9 protein-coding genes are annotated in these 18,837 nt (G+C 37.6%); 7 read left to right on the top strand and 2 right to left on the bottom strand.

Features of this window, described 5'->3' with window-relative positions; all coding sequences use genetic code 11:
• Nucleotides 1-358 precede the first annotated feature (358 nt).
• Entirely contained in the window at nt 359-1,747 is a 1,389-nt protein-coding gene (locus LDB17_RS13400; protein ID WP_252637758.1) for an alpha-L-fucosidase, read from the bottom strand.
• 182 nt (nt 1,748-1,929) lie between these two features.
• Nucleotides 1,930-5,148: a VIT domain-containing protein gene (locus LDB17_RS13395; protein ID WP_252637759.1), complete on the bottom strand. Its 3,219-nt coding sequence runs from the start codon at nt 5,146-5,148 to the stop codon at nt 1,930-1,932.
• A gap of 323 nt (nt 5,149-5,471) precedes the next feature.
• Between LDB17_RS13395 and LDB17_RS13390 the strand changes: the two genes are divergently transcribed.
• From LDB17_RS13390 to LDB17_RS13360, 7 genes are all read left to right on the top strand, one after another.
• Nucleotides 5,472-7,118 (top strand): DUF6377 domain-containing protein, encoded by a 1,647-nt coding sequence (locus LDB17_RS13390; protein ID WP_252637760.1) that lies wholly within the window; start codon nt 5,472-5,474, stop codon nt 7,116-7,118.
• Between the two features lie 306 nt (nt 7,119-7,424).
• The gene (locus LDB17_RS13385; RefSeq protein ID WP_252637761.1) at nt 7,425-10,415 is read left to right on the top strand and encodes a TonB-dependent receptor; all 2,991 of its coding nucleotides are present in this window, start codon (nt 7,425-7,427) and stop codon (nt 10,413-10,415) included.
• Between the two features lie 12 nt (nt 10,416-10,427).
• Nucleotides 10,428-11,948 (top strand): RagB/SusD family nutrient uptake outer membrane protein, encoded by a 1,521-nt coding sequence (locus tag LDB17_RS13380; RefSeq protein WP_252637762.1) that lies wholly within the window; start codon nt 10,428-10,430, stop codon nt 11,946-11,948.
• Nucleotides 11,949-11,972: 24 nt separating this feature from the next.
• The gene (locus tag LDB17_RS13375) at nt 11,973-13,340 is read left to right on the top strand and encodes a DUF5016 domain-containing protein (protein WP_252637763.1); all 1,368 of its coding nucleotides are present in this window, start codon (nt 11,973-11,975) and stop codon (nt 13,338-13,340) included.
• A gap of 71 nt (nt 13,341-13,411) precedes the next feature.
• Nucleotides 13,412-14,860 carry a glycoside hydrolase family 30 beta sandwich domain-containing protein gene (locus LDB17_RS13370; RefSeq protein ID WP_252637764.1) on the top strand — a complete coding sequence of 483 codons (1,449 nt, stop codon included), beginning with the start codon at nt 13,412-13,414 and terminating at the stop codon, nt 14,858-14,860.
• Between the two features lie 74 nt (nt 14,861-14,934).
• Complete coding sequence (locus LDB17_RS13365) at nt 14,935-16,389, top strand: glycoside hydrolase family 30 beta sandwich domain-containing protein (protein ID WP_252637765.1); 1,455 nt, start codon at nt 14,935-14,937, stop codon at nt 16,387-16,389.
• A 135-nt stretch (nt 16,390-16,524) separates the two neighbouring features.
• The gene (locus tag LDB17_RS13360) at nt 16,525-18,711 is read left to right on the top strand and encodes a glycoside hydrolase family 3 C-terminal domain-containing protein (protein ID WP_252637875.1); all 2,187 of its coding nucleotides are present in this window, start codon (nt 16,525-16,527) and stop codon (nt 18,709-18,711) included.
• Nucleotides 18,712-18,837 lie beyond the last annotated feature (126 nt).

Below are 18,837 nucleotides of genomic sequence, written 5' to 3'. Positions count from 1 at the left end.
TTTGTAACATATTAAATGCCACTGATTATGGAAAGGTATAAGAAATATAGAACAATACAGAAAGCTTCATACATCGTGTTTTTCCTTTATTTGCTAATTCTGGCTTTAAGTAATTTCAGCTTTAACGGAAATGTAGAATATATTCCGTACTTTATAATTATCCCGTTTGTCGTTTATTGTATAACAATGATAACAACTGAAATTCTGATATATAAAGAAAGAGAGGCTTTTTTTGACACAAAACAGAGCCAGCTGAGCAAAACAAATTTCAGGAATGATAGAATAGACACATCTACTTTATCGAAAATATAGATATAAACGAAAGAGGAGATTTTTTAAAAATTTCCTCTTTTTCAATTTATCTTCGTTCGTTATAAACTCCAAATTCTGCTATAGTTGGAGAGCCCTTAGATTCCGCTATTGATATGCGGACTTTATTTCCCCATACCTTATCAAACCTATGAACTTTAATCACATCCGATTTTACTCCTGAAAAAATAGTCTGCCATTTTCCATTATGGAGGTATTCCAATTTATAGGATTGTATATCGTTCTTGTTATTTTTCTCAGTTATTGTAATCATATTGAATGGTTGCTCATTGTTTCCCAGTTCTATCTCCAACCATGGTTTGCTTACCAATGGATTTGACTCCCATCCTGTTTTGAAATTATCATCATTCGCAAAATCCATGAGCTGCATATCCCAGCTCCAACTCGAAGTTGCCGGCTTAAACTTTGCTATATTCGAAGAGATAATCGGAGCTTCATTCTTAGGCAAGTTATTTAATGCTCCTTCATTTTTCCACAATTTACCTATCCGGCGAAAAGCGGCAACAGCATTATCGTCGATCAATCCATCCCTGTTCGGAGCTGCGTTAAGAATAAAGTTGCAATAGACCTTATTGAATGGGATTATATTGTCATTAACCAATTTCACCGGATCTTTTACTGGCGTTTTAGGAAAATCTTCTTTCCAAAACCAAGCCGAATTTATTGGAAGACAAGACAGAGCCGGCAGAGAATTGCTGTCTTTAGAAATATGCTGACCAGCACCTTGTTCATACGATTTTATATCTGTATAAAATAGTGCTTGAGTAGGATACTTTGCTGCATTCAGATCCATCACAAGACAATTGGGTTGCAAAGACTTGATGAGATAGTATATATCTTCGAAAGGTATTTCGTCGTAAGAAATGCGTGACCACGGAGCATCCCACCCGTCGATTATCAGGGCTTTTATTTCTCCATAATTGGTAAGAAGTTCTGTCAACTGAGCTTTTACCATGTCTATATGCTTAGTACTAATAAAGCCCGGACGTAATTTATGGTGTGTGTCAAGAATCGAGTAATACAACATTACTTCAAGGCCTTCTTTTCTGAAAGCATCTACGTATTCCTTTACAACATCGCGCTTCAATGGGCTATTCATCACGTTATAGTCTGTAGTCTTGGTATCCCAAATACAAAAGCCGCTATGATGTTTGGTGGTAAGGCATCCATAAGTCATGTTGGCTTCTTTTGCGGTTTTAGCCCATTGATTACAGTCTAACTTTCGAGGATTAAAAATTGAGGGTGAAGCATCAGGATCGGCCCAATCATCGCTCATAAAGGTAGGGATATTGAAATGGATAAACATTCCAAAACGCAGGTTTATAAACTCTTGTTGGAGATCGGGTAATGATTTTACTTGAGAATAGCCGGACAAAATAAAAAACAGGCTAAGAATTAATAATGGGCATTTTTTCATAATAAATAAAGGGTTTTAATTTATGCGAATATAGCTATTTTGAAAGATGATGAAACAGAAAATAATATAGAAAATATATGTAATTATTTATTTCATTAATGAAGGGAGGAAGACTCATCTTAGAATCATAATCTCCACCCCCTTCAAAACAATATATATGTTATAAACTATAACATGTATCTTCAAAACTCAACTTCTCCTACATTTATCACCTCTTTATTCTGAGACAAACGTAAAGTAATTGTCTTCTTCTTTTCCTCACCCGTTGCATAATATGTGTAGATATCCAAATAAACTGTAGTTGGTCCTATAACGGTTTGCTCTTGTGAACCATAATAATTTGCCTGAATCATGTATTTTCCTTTGACGGCTTTTCTTATCATAAACTCTTCTGGCCCATATCCTCCGGTAAAATCACATGACATAAGACCACCTGTTTTAGTAAACCTATATTTATAATAGCACTTTTCACCATAAGGGTCTGTTACCCACAAATCCATATCGCTATCATCTGTATCCCAATTGAGAACTACGCGTATATCCATAGGCATGCTATATATCAATCTTTCATCTACATTCAATAAATTCAACGTCACTTTTTTACGATTTGCTTCAGCAATCACCTGATTCATTTCTTCAACGGCAATCACCTCTATTTCAGGAAATCTATCATCCCAACTTCCTTCTACTATTTTGTACAACATATCTACAGCCTCTTGATATTGATTATTCTGAGCATAAGCCAAACCTAAATCTCGATAAGATTGAGGTTCCTCAGGGCGTAGCCTTAATACTGTCTTAAATTGTTCTATGGCATACTCATTATAGCCAAGCTGTTTCAGGCGATAACCCAAGACTCGTAATAGTCTATAATTTTCTGCTTCCAACTCTGCCAGATTTGATAGAATTATTAAGGCTTTTTCTTTCAACCCTCTTTCTTCAAACAACGAAGCTACTTCTAAGAAGAAAGAAGGCGTTGTTTTATATTCCTCCTTAATAGCCAGATAGGCCGGATATAAATCTTCATCCGATTTCGATTTTAATTTGGCTATATATGGAGCATTCGATTTCCACGTTTTTAGTTCTATTGCAGCTTTCACATCTTCACTTTGATATCCTTGGTTGGAAATTCCGTTTTCAGTATTCTCTATCCCTATTTCATTGCCTGCTCCTGTGTCCTCTGTTATTTGAACACCTTGCATCCTGCCTTGCAAAGCGTTAGAGAGTGACTGTAGCTCATCTGCAGAGACAGTACTTACAGAGCCTGTCTCATCTACTCTTCTTTCTATACCATAACCTACTACTACCTCTTCGAGCATCATCTGGCTATCTTCAAGAATAGCATTTGCAACATTGTTCTCTATTTTTACGGCCTTCGGCTCATACCCAATAAATTTAAATACCAATATATCCCCATTCCGTGCATTAATAGAATATTTTCCATCTAGATCGGTTATTGATCCGGTATCTGTTCCTTGTACTATTACCGTAGCACCTATAATAGGCACACCGGAAGAATCTACAACAACACCTCTCACCGAGCCACTTTGAACATTTAGAAAAGGGGAGGCTATTGAGCGCGGCTTAGATACTACTTTTTCAGGTTGTTGAGTAAAATCTTTTTCGAACCATGTTTTCCTACCGTTAAAAAGGGAGATTACTCCGTTTATTTGTCTTTCTCTGGCTGCTTTTTCATCGTTTTCTATCTGCATTACACTCTTATTATACTCTTCAAGCAATTCGGCTGGAGGCACAATCCTGTATTGTATATAATCAGAAAGATTTTCGAGAACAATCAATGATGTATTACGAGTAACAATATTATATCTCTTTCCAAGTTCTTCGATTTCTTCCTTATTTCTATCAAATAACATATCCAGCTGAGTTATTTTCTTTTCAGCCCACACTCGCTCTACTATATTTCCATAATTAGCCACATCTCGGGAATCTATAGTTAGAGTTTTTGTATATGTAATTTTATCACCTATTCCAAAATTAAGATTAATAGAAGCTTTTGCGGCTTTCAATTTTCCTGTTACCGAAAACCCCGATTCGGAATTTAGAATAAGAGTTGACGCTGTAAAGTCACTAATTTCTTTTTTATTATAGAGAGCGGATATCAGTCTGAAGTTTTGATTCAACAGTAACTTTACGGCATCAGACGGAGCCTGTTGTAAAAGATTTATATATTTTCCTCCACTGGCAGTTGCCAAGTACGTCAACAGACTATGGTCTGCACTTAAAGAAGAACAAACGACAGAGATTGGTGTACCACCTATCTGTTGTATCTGTTCTCCAAAGTTGCTTAACCCGTCAGAGAATAAAAATATCTCATCCGCATTCACATCTGCAAAATCCAAAGCTCCTAACCGAGTAGCTCCATCATAAGAAACCTTCTCTAATGTTTCTCTAAGGGCGTTCCAATTTCCATTCCGAATATTGAAAGTCTGAGCCTTACCCAGAAAACAGTTAAAAGTATGAAGATCTACAGTAACATTTCCTATTTCTTTAAAATAGCCGGACAGCATATTAGCCTCCAAATCAAAGTTCCGTCTATCCATCGACGATGACGCATCCCAATACAAGGCAATACGCTTTGGCACCTCTCGAGATTGTTCTTTCAGCGGGGGGAAAACCTGAGAATAAAAAATAGTTTCACCGCTAATAATACCTTTTTCAAGAAAAGTAAGAGCATCGTTTTTTACAGCAACAGAAAACACGAGTTGTCCTTTTCCTTTATACTTTTGAGCAGAATAAGATGCCTGATAAACATCTCCCTCATTACTAAAAGTAAAGCCTCCCCAAGGTGTTTTATCTATTTTTGGTTGGGTTTCTTTTCCAAATACCGTAATATGAAGATTAAATTTATCAAGCTCGTTATTTCCGTATTCTACGGGAAGAAAGAAACGATAATTATCACCTGTTTTCGGCAATTCTTGTTCATAAGCAATCACAACCTTTCTTGTCCCTCGGGCAAACAAAGGATATACCCTTGTTTTAAAATTATTTCCCTGTGTTTTTTCCAACAATCCGGGGTCTACCCCTCGTCTGACTATCGATTCAAACACTTCCTGCCCTTTAGCTTTCTCTACAACGACTCCTTCTCTGAGCTTTCCATTTATATCGAGAGCAAACCGCGAAATATTTTGTCCTTCTGCCAAGGGAAATTGTAATTCGCCTTCCAATACACGTTTATTGGGATTATAGAGAGTCATTTCAACTGTAGTAACAGCAAGTGGACCTACTACTTTTATATCTATGTTTACGTTCGATATACGAATCGGCAATTCGGTTGCTTGCAGATCCTTCACTTGTATTGTAGGACTACCAGGATTTACCTGTTGGGCTAAACAATAGATGCCTATCCATATAAAAGTGATTAACAAGAGATACTTTTTCATAGTGTTCAGATATTTATTTGTTTTCATAGTCAGAATATCGTTTTATCAATAGACAAATCTTAAACTAAATGCCCCTATAATATTACATAATAATTCGCAAACAAAGTCAATCTATAGTCGATATAATACTATAATATCCTGTCATGCTTACTTATTCGGGATAAAAAAGATGCAAACAAATTCTTATTTGTACTTATAGCTCATAATTTTTATCTTTTTTGAATAAATGAAAAAATTAAATAAAATATATTGATACATTTTTTTGATTAACTTCGCATTGTTAAGTAAAAAAGCCTGATCCTGTTTCATAAGCTCTTTATGATATGAGAAAACTCCCAATCATCCTATTTTTATATTCTCTTGCTACTATCGTATCTGCAAACGATATAGGGAACAGTTATATTAATGAACTGAATAAAGCGATAAACAACAAGAAATACTATGATGAAAAGAAAGAGCAAAAGATTAATAGCCTTAAACAGCTCTTACACATATCAGATCTCTCTCTTGCCCAAGAATATGATATAAATTTCAAACTGTCGAAAGAATACAGGAAATACAGAATGGATTCGGCAGTTTACTATATGGAAAAGAACCAAGATATAGCGAAGAAGTTAAATAGCATGGACGTTATCAACGAAACCAATCTAAATTTGTCGCTATTATACTCTGCAACAGGTATGTACCTCGAAGCAAAGGATATATTAAATCATATTGACAGACAATCATTATCAGAAAAATTAGTTCCACTTTACTTTGAGTCCAATAGTCAGTTTTATGGACACTATGCCCAAAGCAATGACAGGCACGCTTATTTTCAGATAAATGAAGCTTACAGAGATTCGTTACTTACAGCTTTAGACCCCAATTCTGTAAGGTATCGGATAACCTATGCCGAGAAGATATTCTATCAGGGACAAATAGAAATTGCCGAAAATCGCCTTCTAAAACTCATGGATGAGATAGCGGAAGATGATCCGGATTATGCCTTTGTCGCATATCTATTGGGTAAAGTCTGCGAGAATAAAAAGAAACAAGACCTGCAAAAAAAATATTTTGCTCTTTCAGCCCTGTCGGATATTAAAAACTCAATAAAGGATAACGCTTCCCTACAAAGTCTGGCGTTGGTTTACTATGAAGAAGGAGACATAGATCAGTCTTATAAATTTACGAAGTCGTCTATCGACGATGCTGTTTTTTGCAATGTAAGATTCAGAACAATAGGCATTTCAGAGTTTTACTCAATCATCAATACAGCCTATCAGGCGAAAGAGGCAAAACAAAAAAGTAAACTGCAATTATACCTTATACTTATTAGCATCCTCACCGTATTCCTTATCGTTGCAGTGATATACGTATACAAACAAATGAAGAGAGTTTCGCGAATAAGGAAAGAATTGTATCGAGCGAATGTAAAGCTGATCGACCTGAATCAGAGAATTACGGATACCAATAAGCAACTCAAAGAGGTAAATATTCAACTATCTGAATCAAACCATATAAAAGAGGAATATATTGCCCATTTCTTCGATTTGTGCTCAACATACATCACTAAACTGGAAGATTATCGCAAATCTCTGAATAAGAAGGCTGCAAATAACCAGTTGGATGATTTGTTTAAAACACTAAAGTCTACAGCCTTTGTTGACAATGAGCTGGAAGAATTATATAAGAATTTTGATAATATATTCTTAAGTCTTTATCCCACATTTGTAGAAGACTTCAATACCCTACTTATAAGCGAAGAGCAGGTAGTTCTTAAGCCCGGAGAATTACTCAATACCGAACTGCGGATATTTGCCCTGATCCGTTTAGGAATAACAGATAGTGTAAAGATTGCTAGCTTCCTTCGCTATTCATTAAGCACGATCTATAATTACCGCACCAAAGCCCGGAATAAAGCCGCTGTATCGCGTGACGAGTTTGAGAACTTAGTGATGAAAATTGGCATAATACAGAAAAATAGATAAGTTAAAACACCTTAAGATCACTACTTTTTAAGCCTACAGCACAAACACCAATATACTGTAATACAGAAACATGAGTATATCGAAACACTACTTTTTTGGTTCAAAGAAAAGTTACAGGCATTTATACCCATAATTTTGAAATAATTAATACCGGAAAATAAATATTTCCTAATCAATAATCTAAATTTTTATAATACCATGGCATGACTCACAGTTATAACCTCTAATCTGTACAATTTACAGTAGTATTAGCATACACTATTATGTAACTAAAAATCCAAAATCACATTTAAACCTAAAGAAATCATGAAATGTAATAAAAAACGAACAAGTAAACAATTCTTGTATAAGATTTGTCTAATTTTTGCCTTGTTGGTTTCCGGCACAGTAATGGCTCAAGATGTAGTAAGCATCTCGGGTATTGTTACCGACCAAACCGGAGAACCTATTATCGGAGCTAGTGTAGCTGTGAAAGGCACTACTACCGGAACAATGGCTGATGTTGACGGAAAATATTCTATTTCTGCACCAAACAACGCTACACTTGTATTCTCTTATGTGGGAATGAAGACTAAAGAAATTGCAGTAGCGGGCAAAACAGCTATCAATGTCACTCTAGAAGAAGCGTTACAAAATCTGGACGAAGTTGTTGTTATCGGTTACGGTACCCAACGTAAAGCCGACCTCACCACATCTGTAGCCAGTGTATCTGCCGACGAATGGGCAGACAGACCGATTATATCGGCACAACAAGCTCTTCAAGGAAAAGCAGCTGGTGTACAAGTAATACAACCATCAGGAAAACCCGGAGTAGGGATTCAGGTTCGCGTGCGTGGAGCTTCTTCACTTAATGCAGGAAATGACCCGATATACGTTGTAGATGGTATCATTACGAATGACATTACCAATATATCTCCAACTGATATTGAGAGCATGCAGATATTGAAAGATGCTTCATCTGCTGCTATCTACGGTAGCCGTGCAGCAAACGGTGTTGTTCTTATCACAACCAAAAGAGGAGCAAAAGGAAGAACTCAGGTAGACGTGAATATGTATGCAGGGTTCTCAAATGTTACAAAAAAAATAAAAACACTCAATACAAATCAGTACTATGATTTGATGAGTGAAATAGGAATAAGTGTAGACCGTACAAATCAGAATTATACAGACTGGGCCAAAGAAATGTATGGAACAGGTGTTCAACAAAACTATCAGGTTTCTATTTCGGGTAGCACAGATAAAACCAATTATTATGTGTCGGGTGGCTACCAAAAAGAAGAAGGTATTATTTCTCCTGCCGACTATGACAGGTACTCTTTCAGAAGTAATCTTTCTACCGAAGTTAAGCCTTGGTTCAAGATTGCATCAAACCTAAGTTTTGCTCGTAATTCACGCATGGATGCAACAGACAATGCAAACTCTGGTCGTGGCGGTGTTATTATGTCTATACTTAACACACCTCCATTTATGCCTATATGGGATCCTGAAAAACCAGATCAATATTCTACAAATCCATTCCAGTCGTCATGGGAAAATCCTTATGCGCAAGCAAACACTTATGACAAGAACCAAGAATATCGTTTTATGGGTAATCTGGAATTAGATTTTACCCTGGCAGAAGGACTACATTTCAAACCTAGATTTTCAGTAGACTATACTTCTCATACTTGGGATAAATTTATCGATCCGATTAAGACTCAATATGGTCGTCAAGCGAATGGACGTGGAGAACACGTTGATGATGGTTATTTGACATGGCAAAGTGAAAACATCCTGTCTTACAGTAAGAAATTTAATGATAAGCATAATTTCTCTGCTTTAGGAGGTATTACGATGCAACGCTACAGACACAACAACTCTTACATGTCTGTAGAGGATTTTGTAAAAGGTACTACTTTCAAAACAATGACTCTGAATATGGCGAATAAAATCAACAATGCTTATACATCTAAAGATGGTAACTCATTGATGTCTTATTTGGCAAGAGTACAATATGATTATGAAAGCCGTTATTTATTCACTGCAAATTTCCGTGCAGATGGATCTTCAAAACTTTATCATAAATGGGCGTATTTCCCTTCACTATCTGCAGGATGGCGTTTCTCTAGTGAGAAATTCTTTGCACCTCTCACCACAGTTGTTGACGATGCTAAATTAAGAATCGGATGGGGACGTAATGGTAACCAAGGAGGTATCGGAAACTATGACCTATATGATAAATATAATATTAGCAAACAAGAAACCACAGGACAAGGACCTGCTATAACTCCGGGAAGACTTGGAAATCGTGACTTGAAATGGGAAATTACAACTCAATATAATGCAGGGTTAGATTTATCATTGTTCAATTCGAGACTAACAGCAGAATTTGAAACATATTACAAAAAAACCACAGACTTGTTATTGTATATCACATTGCCTTCCACAGTAGGAACATCACTGCCGATGCGTAATGACGGAGAGATGGTAAATAAAGGATTCGAGTTTAATCTGAATGGACAGATACTAACAGGTGCATTTAAATGGGATGCATCTCTTAATATGTCGTTTAATAAAAACGAGCTTACTAAACTAGGTTTAACTCCTCAGTTTACTGTAGCTAATATAGAGAGTAATGGCGATGATGTAATCATGATTAAAGAAGGATTGCCTTTGGGTGCATTCTACGGATATGTTGCAGAAGGAGTTAATCCGGACACAGGAAACATTATCTATAAAGATCTGAATAACAATGGAGTTGCAGGCGTAGACAAAGACGGAGTGATTGATTCAGGAGATAGAACAATTATCGGTAATGCACAGCCTGATTTCACATTTGGATTCACACATAATTTCTCTTGGAAAAATTTCACTCTGAGTGCATTCTTCAATGGGTCTTATGGCAACGATATTTTCAACGCTTCAAGAATTGATGCTGAAGGAATGTTCGACTCCAAAAATCAAACAACAACTGTACTTAATAGATGGGTTCGTCCGGGTATGATTACAGACGTACCACGAGCAGGAGCTCTTACCAATTCATTAAACTCTTCACGCTTTGTTGAAGATGGCTCATTTATTCGATTGAAATCATTGACTTTATCTTATGCATTCAATCAAAAAACGTTGAGACCATTGGGTCTATCTAAGCTGAGTGTATATGGAACAGTAAACAATTTGTTTACATTAACAAAATACAGAGGATACGATCCTGAATTAAGCTGGACAAACAGTGGTAATGCAGCACAGCTAGGTATAGACTATGGAACTTATCCTCAATCTCGTACATTTATTTTTGGACTTAATCTAACATTCTAAAAATTGAATACAATGAAATACAATATAAAAAACATAATATTAGGAGCAGTTACATGTATGGCTTTTGCTTCATGTAGTAGCTTCCTTGATGAGTCACCTGATTCGGAACTAACAAATGAAAACTGGGGATCGGGAGGTAAAGACCATTCTACCGAATATACCACAGCCACTCAAATGGAACAATTGCTAACAGGTGCATATAATGATTATGCTAACGAATTTTGGCAACTAGACTGGTATATAATGAATGACGCTCAAGCCGATAACGCTTATGCCGGTGAACCAAAAGAGATGACCATGCAATTTGATGAACTTAGAGTTTCAGCTTCTAATGGTGGAGTAAAGCGCGACTGGGGGTATCTATATTCTCAAATATCGAAGGCAAATACAATTATAGAATGGATTCCTAAAATTAAAGATACCGCACTAACAGAGCAACGTAGAGGCCAAATAGCAGGTGACGCTCATTTTATGAGAGCATTGTGTTACTTCAATCTTGTTCGCATATATGGAAGTGTACCTTTAATTACACAGTATGTACCTGAAATAAGCATTAGCAATATTGATACTATATACCCATTGTTGTATCCTAAACAAGAAACTATAGAAAATATCTATACTCAGATTGTAAATGACTTGGAATATGCCGAAGCAAACGTGATGGATTATTCAGCAAACAAGTTTAAAATTACCAAAGCTCTTGTACATCTTATACAAGCACAGGTATATGCTACCAAAGACGGCTTTGAAAATACAGACTGGAACAAAGTAAAACAGTACGCCAAAGCGGTTGTAGACGATACTCGTTATGGATTAATGGATAATTACGATGACTTGTTTGCCGTTGCCGAAACACCTTCTAACGGAGTACTTCCTAGTGTAAATCTGGTAAATGAACATTGCAAGGAATCCATCTTCGAAGTAGATTACAATAGCTGGTCTACTTTAGGAAACTGGGGAGCCCAGATGTTCTACGGCATCGACTGGAAAAAATTCAATACGCCAAGTCAGGATTTGTACAAAGCATTCACTTCTGCGGGAGATGTAGTACGTAGAGATGCATCTATCATGTTTGGAGATGTTACAGGTAAATGGACAGACAAGTATTGGCCTTCTAACAAATATCCTTATTGCTATAAACTCAGATCTCAAGAGGCCGGCAATATCGTTATATTCCGTCTTCCGGAAGCAATATTATTATTAGCCGAAGCAGAAAATGAGCTAGGTAACATAGGTGAAGCAAAAAATCTGGTAAATAAAATCAGAAAACGTGTCGACTTGGCTGACACACCGGCTAATACGAAAGATGCTATGCGTCTAGCAATAGAAAATGAGAACCGTTTTGAGTTTGCTTTCGAAGGAAAACGCTGGATGGATCTTAAACGCAGAGGTCGTTTTATTCAGGTAATGAGATCCGCTTCCGACCATCAGAACGCTTATGCATCTCGTCTGAATGAAAATAAACTTGTGTGGCCGATTCCTCAAAGCGAACTAGACCTGAATGTTAATCTTGTTCAAAACCCTGGCTATTAATCTATAAATTAAATGCAGAAAAATATGAAATCTATATATAAAGCAATTATGTGCGGATTGTGCTCATGTATTCTCCTCGCCTCATGTGAGGAAGAAGATACAAGAAAAGTATTTCCGCATTCAACACCGGTAATTGAGTCGGCGGCAATCAATCCATCTACATTTTCTTATGGGGATTCTGTTACTATCACGGCGAAAGTTTCTGATCCTACGACTCCTCTTTCGACATTGGAAATGAAAATGATAGTGAATGACGTGCTTGTTGCACAGCAATCAATACGCACTGCTGGTAATAGCACCGAGGTATCTTCTAAATTTAAGGTGGCCTATACAAGCGAGCTGCCAGAAGACGCAAGCGTTGAAGTTCTTTTAACCCTAACCAATGTTGAAGGAGATCAAACGACAGGTACTATCACAGGAGTAAAAGGAAAAAGGACTTATTATAGCAAATTATATCTTGTACTGGATAATGGACAGGTAATTACCTTAACTCCTGAAGCTTTGAAATCTGATAAGTACAAATCATCTGAACTTAAGCTCAAGGCAAATAGTATCCGTTACAGAATAGCGGAGAAAATTACTACAGATAATCAGATCGATTTCTCAGGACATGTATGGGGAAGTAAATCAGGAGCCGTTCAATTGGTAGATGAAACCGGTGACTATATTACTACTGCGAACACAAGTATTGACTATATTACAAATATTGTATTTGACAACTATAAGTTTACAACAAGCTTAGCCGGAGATAAATACAATCCGAATGACCTTGTAATAGATAACTTTGGCGATGTAACAGCGAGTGGTGAAGCATTTAAGAAACTATCACGCACGTTTGAGAAAGATCAGGAAATAAACCTATTCGCCGATCTTGCTTCTACAGATATTGTATATGATCTCAATTACTTTGTACGTACAGCTGACGATAAGATCAAATTTATTGGCGACACAGGGAGCTATGATCTGTATTATAGCGAAACTCGCAAAGTAGCCATAATAGATCCTTCGGTAAGAGAATATCCAAACGTATTGCTTGCCGCCGGAGAAGGCCTTGGTTATCCGTCGAAAGTGAAACCCGGAGCACATACAGCATGGGACTTCAACGCCCCATTGCAAGCTATTGTTTTCCGTAAAGTGGCAGCAGACACATATCAGGCTGTAGTCTACTTCGATGCATCTAAAGCAAACTTCAAACCATTTGAAAACAGATCTTGGGCTAATGAGAAGAAATCAACAAACTTCACGATGCCTTCTATCTTGGCCAAAGATACAGATTTAGGGAAGACTGATGGTAACTGGTATGCTGCAGAAGGAGCGGTATCAGGCAACTATAAAATAACGATCAATCTGGCAACTAAGGTAGTTACAGCAGAGAGTGTAACTCTTCCTTAAATTAAGCACAACTTAGATCCTTATTGGCCTGTACGAAAAACGTACAGGCCAATAATAAAAGATAAAAAAACATGAAAAAATATTTAATACCTGTATTATCTCTACTTCTGGCTATAGCATGCACCGATCATAATACCGATCCGGGATCAACAGATGATGATCAGAATGGGCCTACGGAGAATAATGACGTAAGAATGTGGCTGACTACTCAATCGAAAGTTTATATGATGAAAGAGCTTCCGATCAAGTATTCGAATGACATTACAGACGTTGTATTGCGCCTCGATCCCACTGTGAAATATCAAACAATAGATGGATTTGGTGGTGGTCTTACAGGCTCATCGGCATATCTCCTCCAACAAATGAGTTCCGAAGCTCGGGCAAAGGTACTTAAAGAGCTTTTCGATCCGAAAGAAGGTGCAGGGTTAGAGAGCTTGCGACTATGCATTGGAGCTTCAGACTTTTCAATGGCACTATATACATATTGTGATAAAGAAGGGATAGAAAACTTTGCAATTCCTGAAATTGACAGGCGTGATTTATTGCCTGTATTGAAAGAGATATTGGCTATTAATCCTAAAATTAAGCTGATAGCAAGCCCATGGTCACCTCCAGCATGGATGAAGAGTAGTGGACAATTAAATAAAGGCAAACTTAAAGGACCTGAAGTATATGATGCTTACGCTACCTATTTTGTAAAATATGTAGAGGCAATGAAAGCTGAGGGAATTACAATTGATGCTATTACATTGCAAAACGAAGCCGATTTCGAATCAGGCGTTCACCCTTCTATGAAAATGACATGGCAGGAACAAGCAGAAATAATAGGAAAATATCTCGGCCCTAAATTCAAAACGGCGGGTATTACAACTAAAATATTAATACTAGATCACAACTTCGACATTTACAACTACGCAATCAACGTATTACGAGATGCTACCGCAAATCAATATATCGCCGGAACAGCATTTCATGGTTATGCAGGGAATCCATCGGCTATCAATCCTGTTAAAGCAGAATTTCCTGATAAAAGTATATATGAAACAGAATTATCGGGAGGAGGATGGAATACAGGTACAGAAATGGAAACCCTATTCTATTATCTTACAGACTTTCTTGTACCATGTATACAAAACGGATCTAGCAACTATATGATGTTCAACGTTGCGCTTAATTCGCAACATGGACCCGTTACTCCGGGAGGAGTCTTTTGTGAAGATTGTAGAGGAATTGTAACCATAGATGGAGATATATATAAGAAAGAACTCGAATATTATCTATTGGGGCACTTTGGTAAGGTATGCCGAAGCGGAGCAAAAATGATTAGTACTTCATTTCTTGGGACACTTCCTGATGGAGTTACAGCTACTGCTTTCTTAAATCCTGATGGCACCAAAGGCCTTGTGATTGTGAATAAATCGGGCAATAGTATTAATCTTACAGTAAAAGATCAAGCAACAAGCAAACGGTTCGTGTATAACGTTCCGAATTTGGCTATTGCGTCATTTATATTGAAATAAGATTGTTTGGTGGAGTCTGTATAGAATTCATTCTATGCAGACTCCTTTTTGAAATTTGAATAATTTAAATGCTCATGAAAAAAATTGTTTACGCAGCACTTTTCTGTTCTATCCTATTCTCTTGTACCGAGAAGAAGGAGTATGTAGAAATATACACTACTACGGCAGATAAAGAAAAGACAATGCAAAAAGACTCGGTAGCGTTTTCTGCTAAATCAGACGCAAAAGCTACTGACAATATAATAACACTATATCCTGAAGAGAAATATCAGGAAATGGACGGTTTTGGTGCAGCCATAACCGGGTCAAGTTGTTATAATCTTTTAAAGATGACAGCAGAGGACAGAACTACACTACTGAAAGAAACATTCGATCCGGTGAATGGGTACGGATACAGCTATATCCGCATATCACTGGGGGCTTCGGACTTTTCGTTAGACGAATACACATATTGTGACAAACCGGGAATAGAAAATTTCGCTATGCATGAATATGACAAACGAGATCTGTTTCCAATTCTGAAAGAAATAAAGGCGATTAATCCGGCTGTGAAAATTATGGCCTCTCCTTGGTCTTGCCCTAAATGGATGAAGGTAAACAACCTGCAAGAGCTAAAACCTTTCGACTCTTGGACAAGCGGACAGTTAAATCCTAAATATTATCAAGATTATGCTGCCTACTTTGTAAAATATATTCAGGCAATGGAAGCAGAAGGCTTCAAGATAGATGCTGTAACAATACAAAATGAGCCGTTGAACAGAGGTAATTCCATGTCTCTATATATGACTTGGCAGGAGCAACGAGACTTTGTAAAATCTGCACTAGGCCCGGCCTTTGAAAAAGCAGGCATAAAAACTAAAATATTGGTGTATGATCATAATTACAACTACGATGAAGATAAAGCCGAAAACTTCGATCAGAAACAATATCCACTGAAAATATATGAAGACGCGGATGCTGCAAAATATATCGATGGTGCTGCTTTTCATGCCTATGGAGGTGATAAAGAGGAGTTGCTGAAGATTCACAACGGACGTCCTGACAAGAATTTATATTTCACAGAAATGTCAATCGGGCTTTGGGGTGAAGGATATTCATTTGCAAAAGACTTAATGTGGAACATGCGTGAGGTTTGTATCGGTACGATCAACAACTATAACAAAGCAGTTATCATGTGGAACTATATGCTTGACGACAAGCATGGCCCCGACCGTCCGGGCGGATGTGATATTTGTTTGGGTTGCATCACGATAGACTCTAACGATTATAAAACAACAGACAAAAATAGTCATTACTATACAATGGCTCATCTGTCAAAGGTTATAAAACCGGGTAGCCATCGCATTAAGTCGGAAGGACAAACAGTAGAAGGGATCTATTATTCGGCATTTGAAAATCCGGACAAAACCTATTCTATCGTATTGCTAAATGACGCCCCTGCACAGCGCACTGTTACTGTACAACTTGGGAACAAATCATTCAGCTACAATGTACCGGCGAGTTCTGTAATTTCGTGCATTTGGAAATGAATCGGTTCAAATATTAAAAGCTGAATAATAAAAAGATTATATTTGCGACCAATTTTTGCAAAAAGAAGAAAATACTAAATTATTAATTACATACTTATGCTGAAAAGAGGAAAAACGCTGTTAGGCATCCTAATCATGGGAGCTATAAGCTTAAATATGATAGGGCAAAACAAAACACCTATCTATTTAGATGAAACAAAACCTATTGAACAACGAGTTGAAGATGCACTCTCCAGAATGACTCTGGAAGAAAAAGTCGCCATGTGCCATGCACAATCTAAATTCAGTTCGGCAGGAGTTCCCCGTTTAGGCATTCCTGAGAATTGGGCAACAGATGGACCTCACGGTATTCGCCCCGAAGTTTTGTGGGATGAATGGGATCAGGCCGGATGGACTAACGATTCGTGTATCGCTTTTCCGGCTCTTACATGCCTGGCTGCAACATGGAGCAAAGATATGTCTGCGCTGTATGGAAAAAGCATCGGAGAAGAAGCTCGATATCGTAACAAGAATATACTACTTGGCCCGGGAGTAAATATCTACCGTACGCCACTCAATGGAAGAAACTTCGAGTATATGGGAGAAGATCCTTATCTGGCTTCACATATGGTAGTGCCTTATATACAGGGAGTACAGGCCAATGGAGTAGCAGCATGTGTAAAACATTATGCTCTCAACAATCAGGAAATAGATCGTCATACAGTAAATGTAAATGTAGATGATCGTGCACTATACGAGATATATCTTCCGGCTTTCAAAGCGGCTGTACAAGAAGGAAAAGCTTGGGCTATAATGGGTGCATACAACAGATATAAAGGACAATGGGCTTGCCACAATCAATATTTACTGAACGACATTTTACGAGGAGAATGGGGCTTTGATGGAGTGGTTGTATCCGACTGGGGTGGAGTAAACAGCACAAAGGAAGCTATTTATCATGGTCTGGATATGGAATTCGGTTCGTGGACTGATGGACTGAGTGAAGGGGCAAGCAATGCCTATGACAACTATTACCTGGCAAAACCATTCTTGAAACTATTACAATCGGGAGAAGTAAAGGTAGAAGAAGTAGACAAAAAAGTTCGTAATATTCTTCGTCTTGCATTCCGTACTACAATGAACACAAAACGTCCTTGGGGCTCTTTTGGAACGCCGGAGCATGCAGCGGCAGGACGCAAAATAGCAGAAGAAGGAATTGTATTGTTGAAGAACAACAACGGGGTATTACCAATCGACCTGAATAAAACGAAAAAAATACTCGTAGTTGGAGAAAACGCAATTAAGCCAATGACAGTAGGAGGAGGCAGCTCTTCATTAAAAGCTAAATATGAAATTTCTCCACTGGACGGAATCATCAATCGTGTGGGAGCACAAGCGGAAGTTATATACGCTCGTGGCTATGTAGGTGACCCTACAAGCGAATACAACGGCGTAAAGCTAAAGAGAGACCTTCACGACTCACGCTCAGCAAGCGAACTGATAGCAGAAGCAACAAGCCTTGCCAAGACGGCTGATCTGGTTATATTTATCGGAGGATTAAACAAAAGTGACAGACAGGATAGTGAAGGCAATGACCGCGAATCATTGAGCCTCTCTTATGGTCAGGACAAAGTAATTTCAGAACTGGCAAAGGCAAACAAAAACTTTGTTGTTGTAAATATTTCGGGTAATGCTGTAGCAATGCCTTGGATAAACGAAGTTCCGACTATTGTTCAAACATGGTATAACGGTACTGAATCAGGTACGGCTTTGGCTTCAATTCTTACAGGTGATGCAAACCCTTCGGGAAAACTGCCTTTCACATTCCCTGTGAAGCTCGAAGACAACGGAGCTCATAAGCTAGGCGACTATCCGGGTGTAGACAAAGAAGCTACTTATAAAGAAAGTATCTTCGTGGGATATCGTTGGATCGATAAAGAAAAAATCAAACCTTTATTCCCTTTCGGACACGGACTTAGCTATACTACTTTCGAGTACGGAAAAGTATCTGCCGATAAGAAAGAAATGACAGCAGACGGAAAAATTACATTCTCTGTAAATGTAAAAAATACAGGAAGCAGAGACGGAGCAGAAATAGTGCAATTGTATATTAGCGATCTGAAATCATCTCTTCCCCGCCCTGTAAAAGAACTTAAAGGTTTTGAGAAAATAAACCTGAAAGCAGGAGAAGAAAAAACCGTGACTTTCACTATCGACAAGTCAGCCCTAAGCTTCTTTGATGCGGATAAACATGACTGGGTTGCCGAAAATGGAGACTTTGAAGCAATCATCGGAGCATCTTCAACAGATATAAAATCGAAGGTAGGATTTAAACTAAAATAAAATTCTTACATAACGACAGAAAAGCACAGGTCAAATGATCTGTGCTTTTTTCTTTTTGTATAAAAGCACGCAAAAGCCTAGCATCAAATAAAACACTAGTAATAAGCATAATAAATATAAGTATTT

Source organism: Dysgonomonas sp. Shenzhen-Wh21 (assembly GCF_043392705.1).
GTDB lineage: Bacteria > Bacteroidota > Bacteroidia > Bacteroidales > Dysgonomonadaceae > Dysgonomonas.
This window is presented reverse-complemented; position numbering and strand designations above follow the sequence as displayed.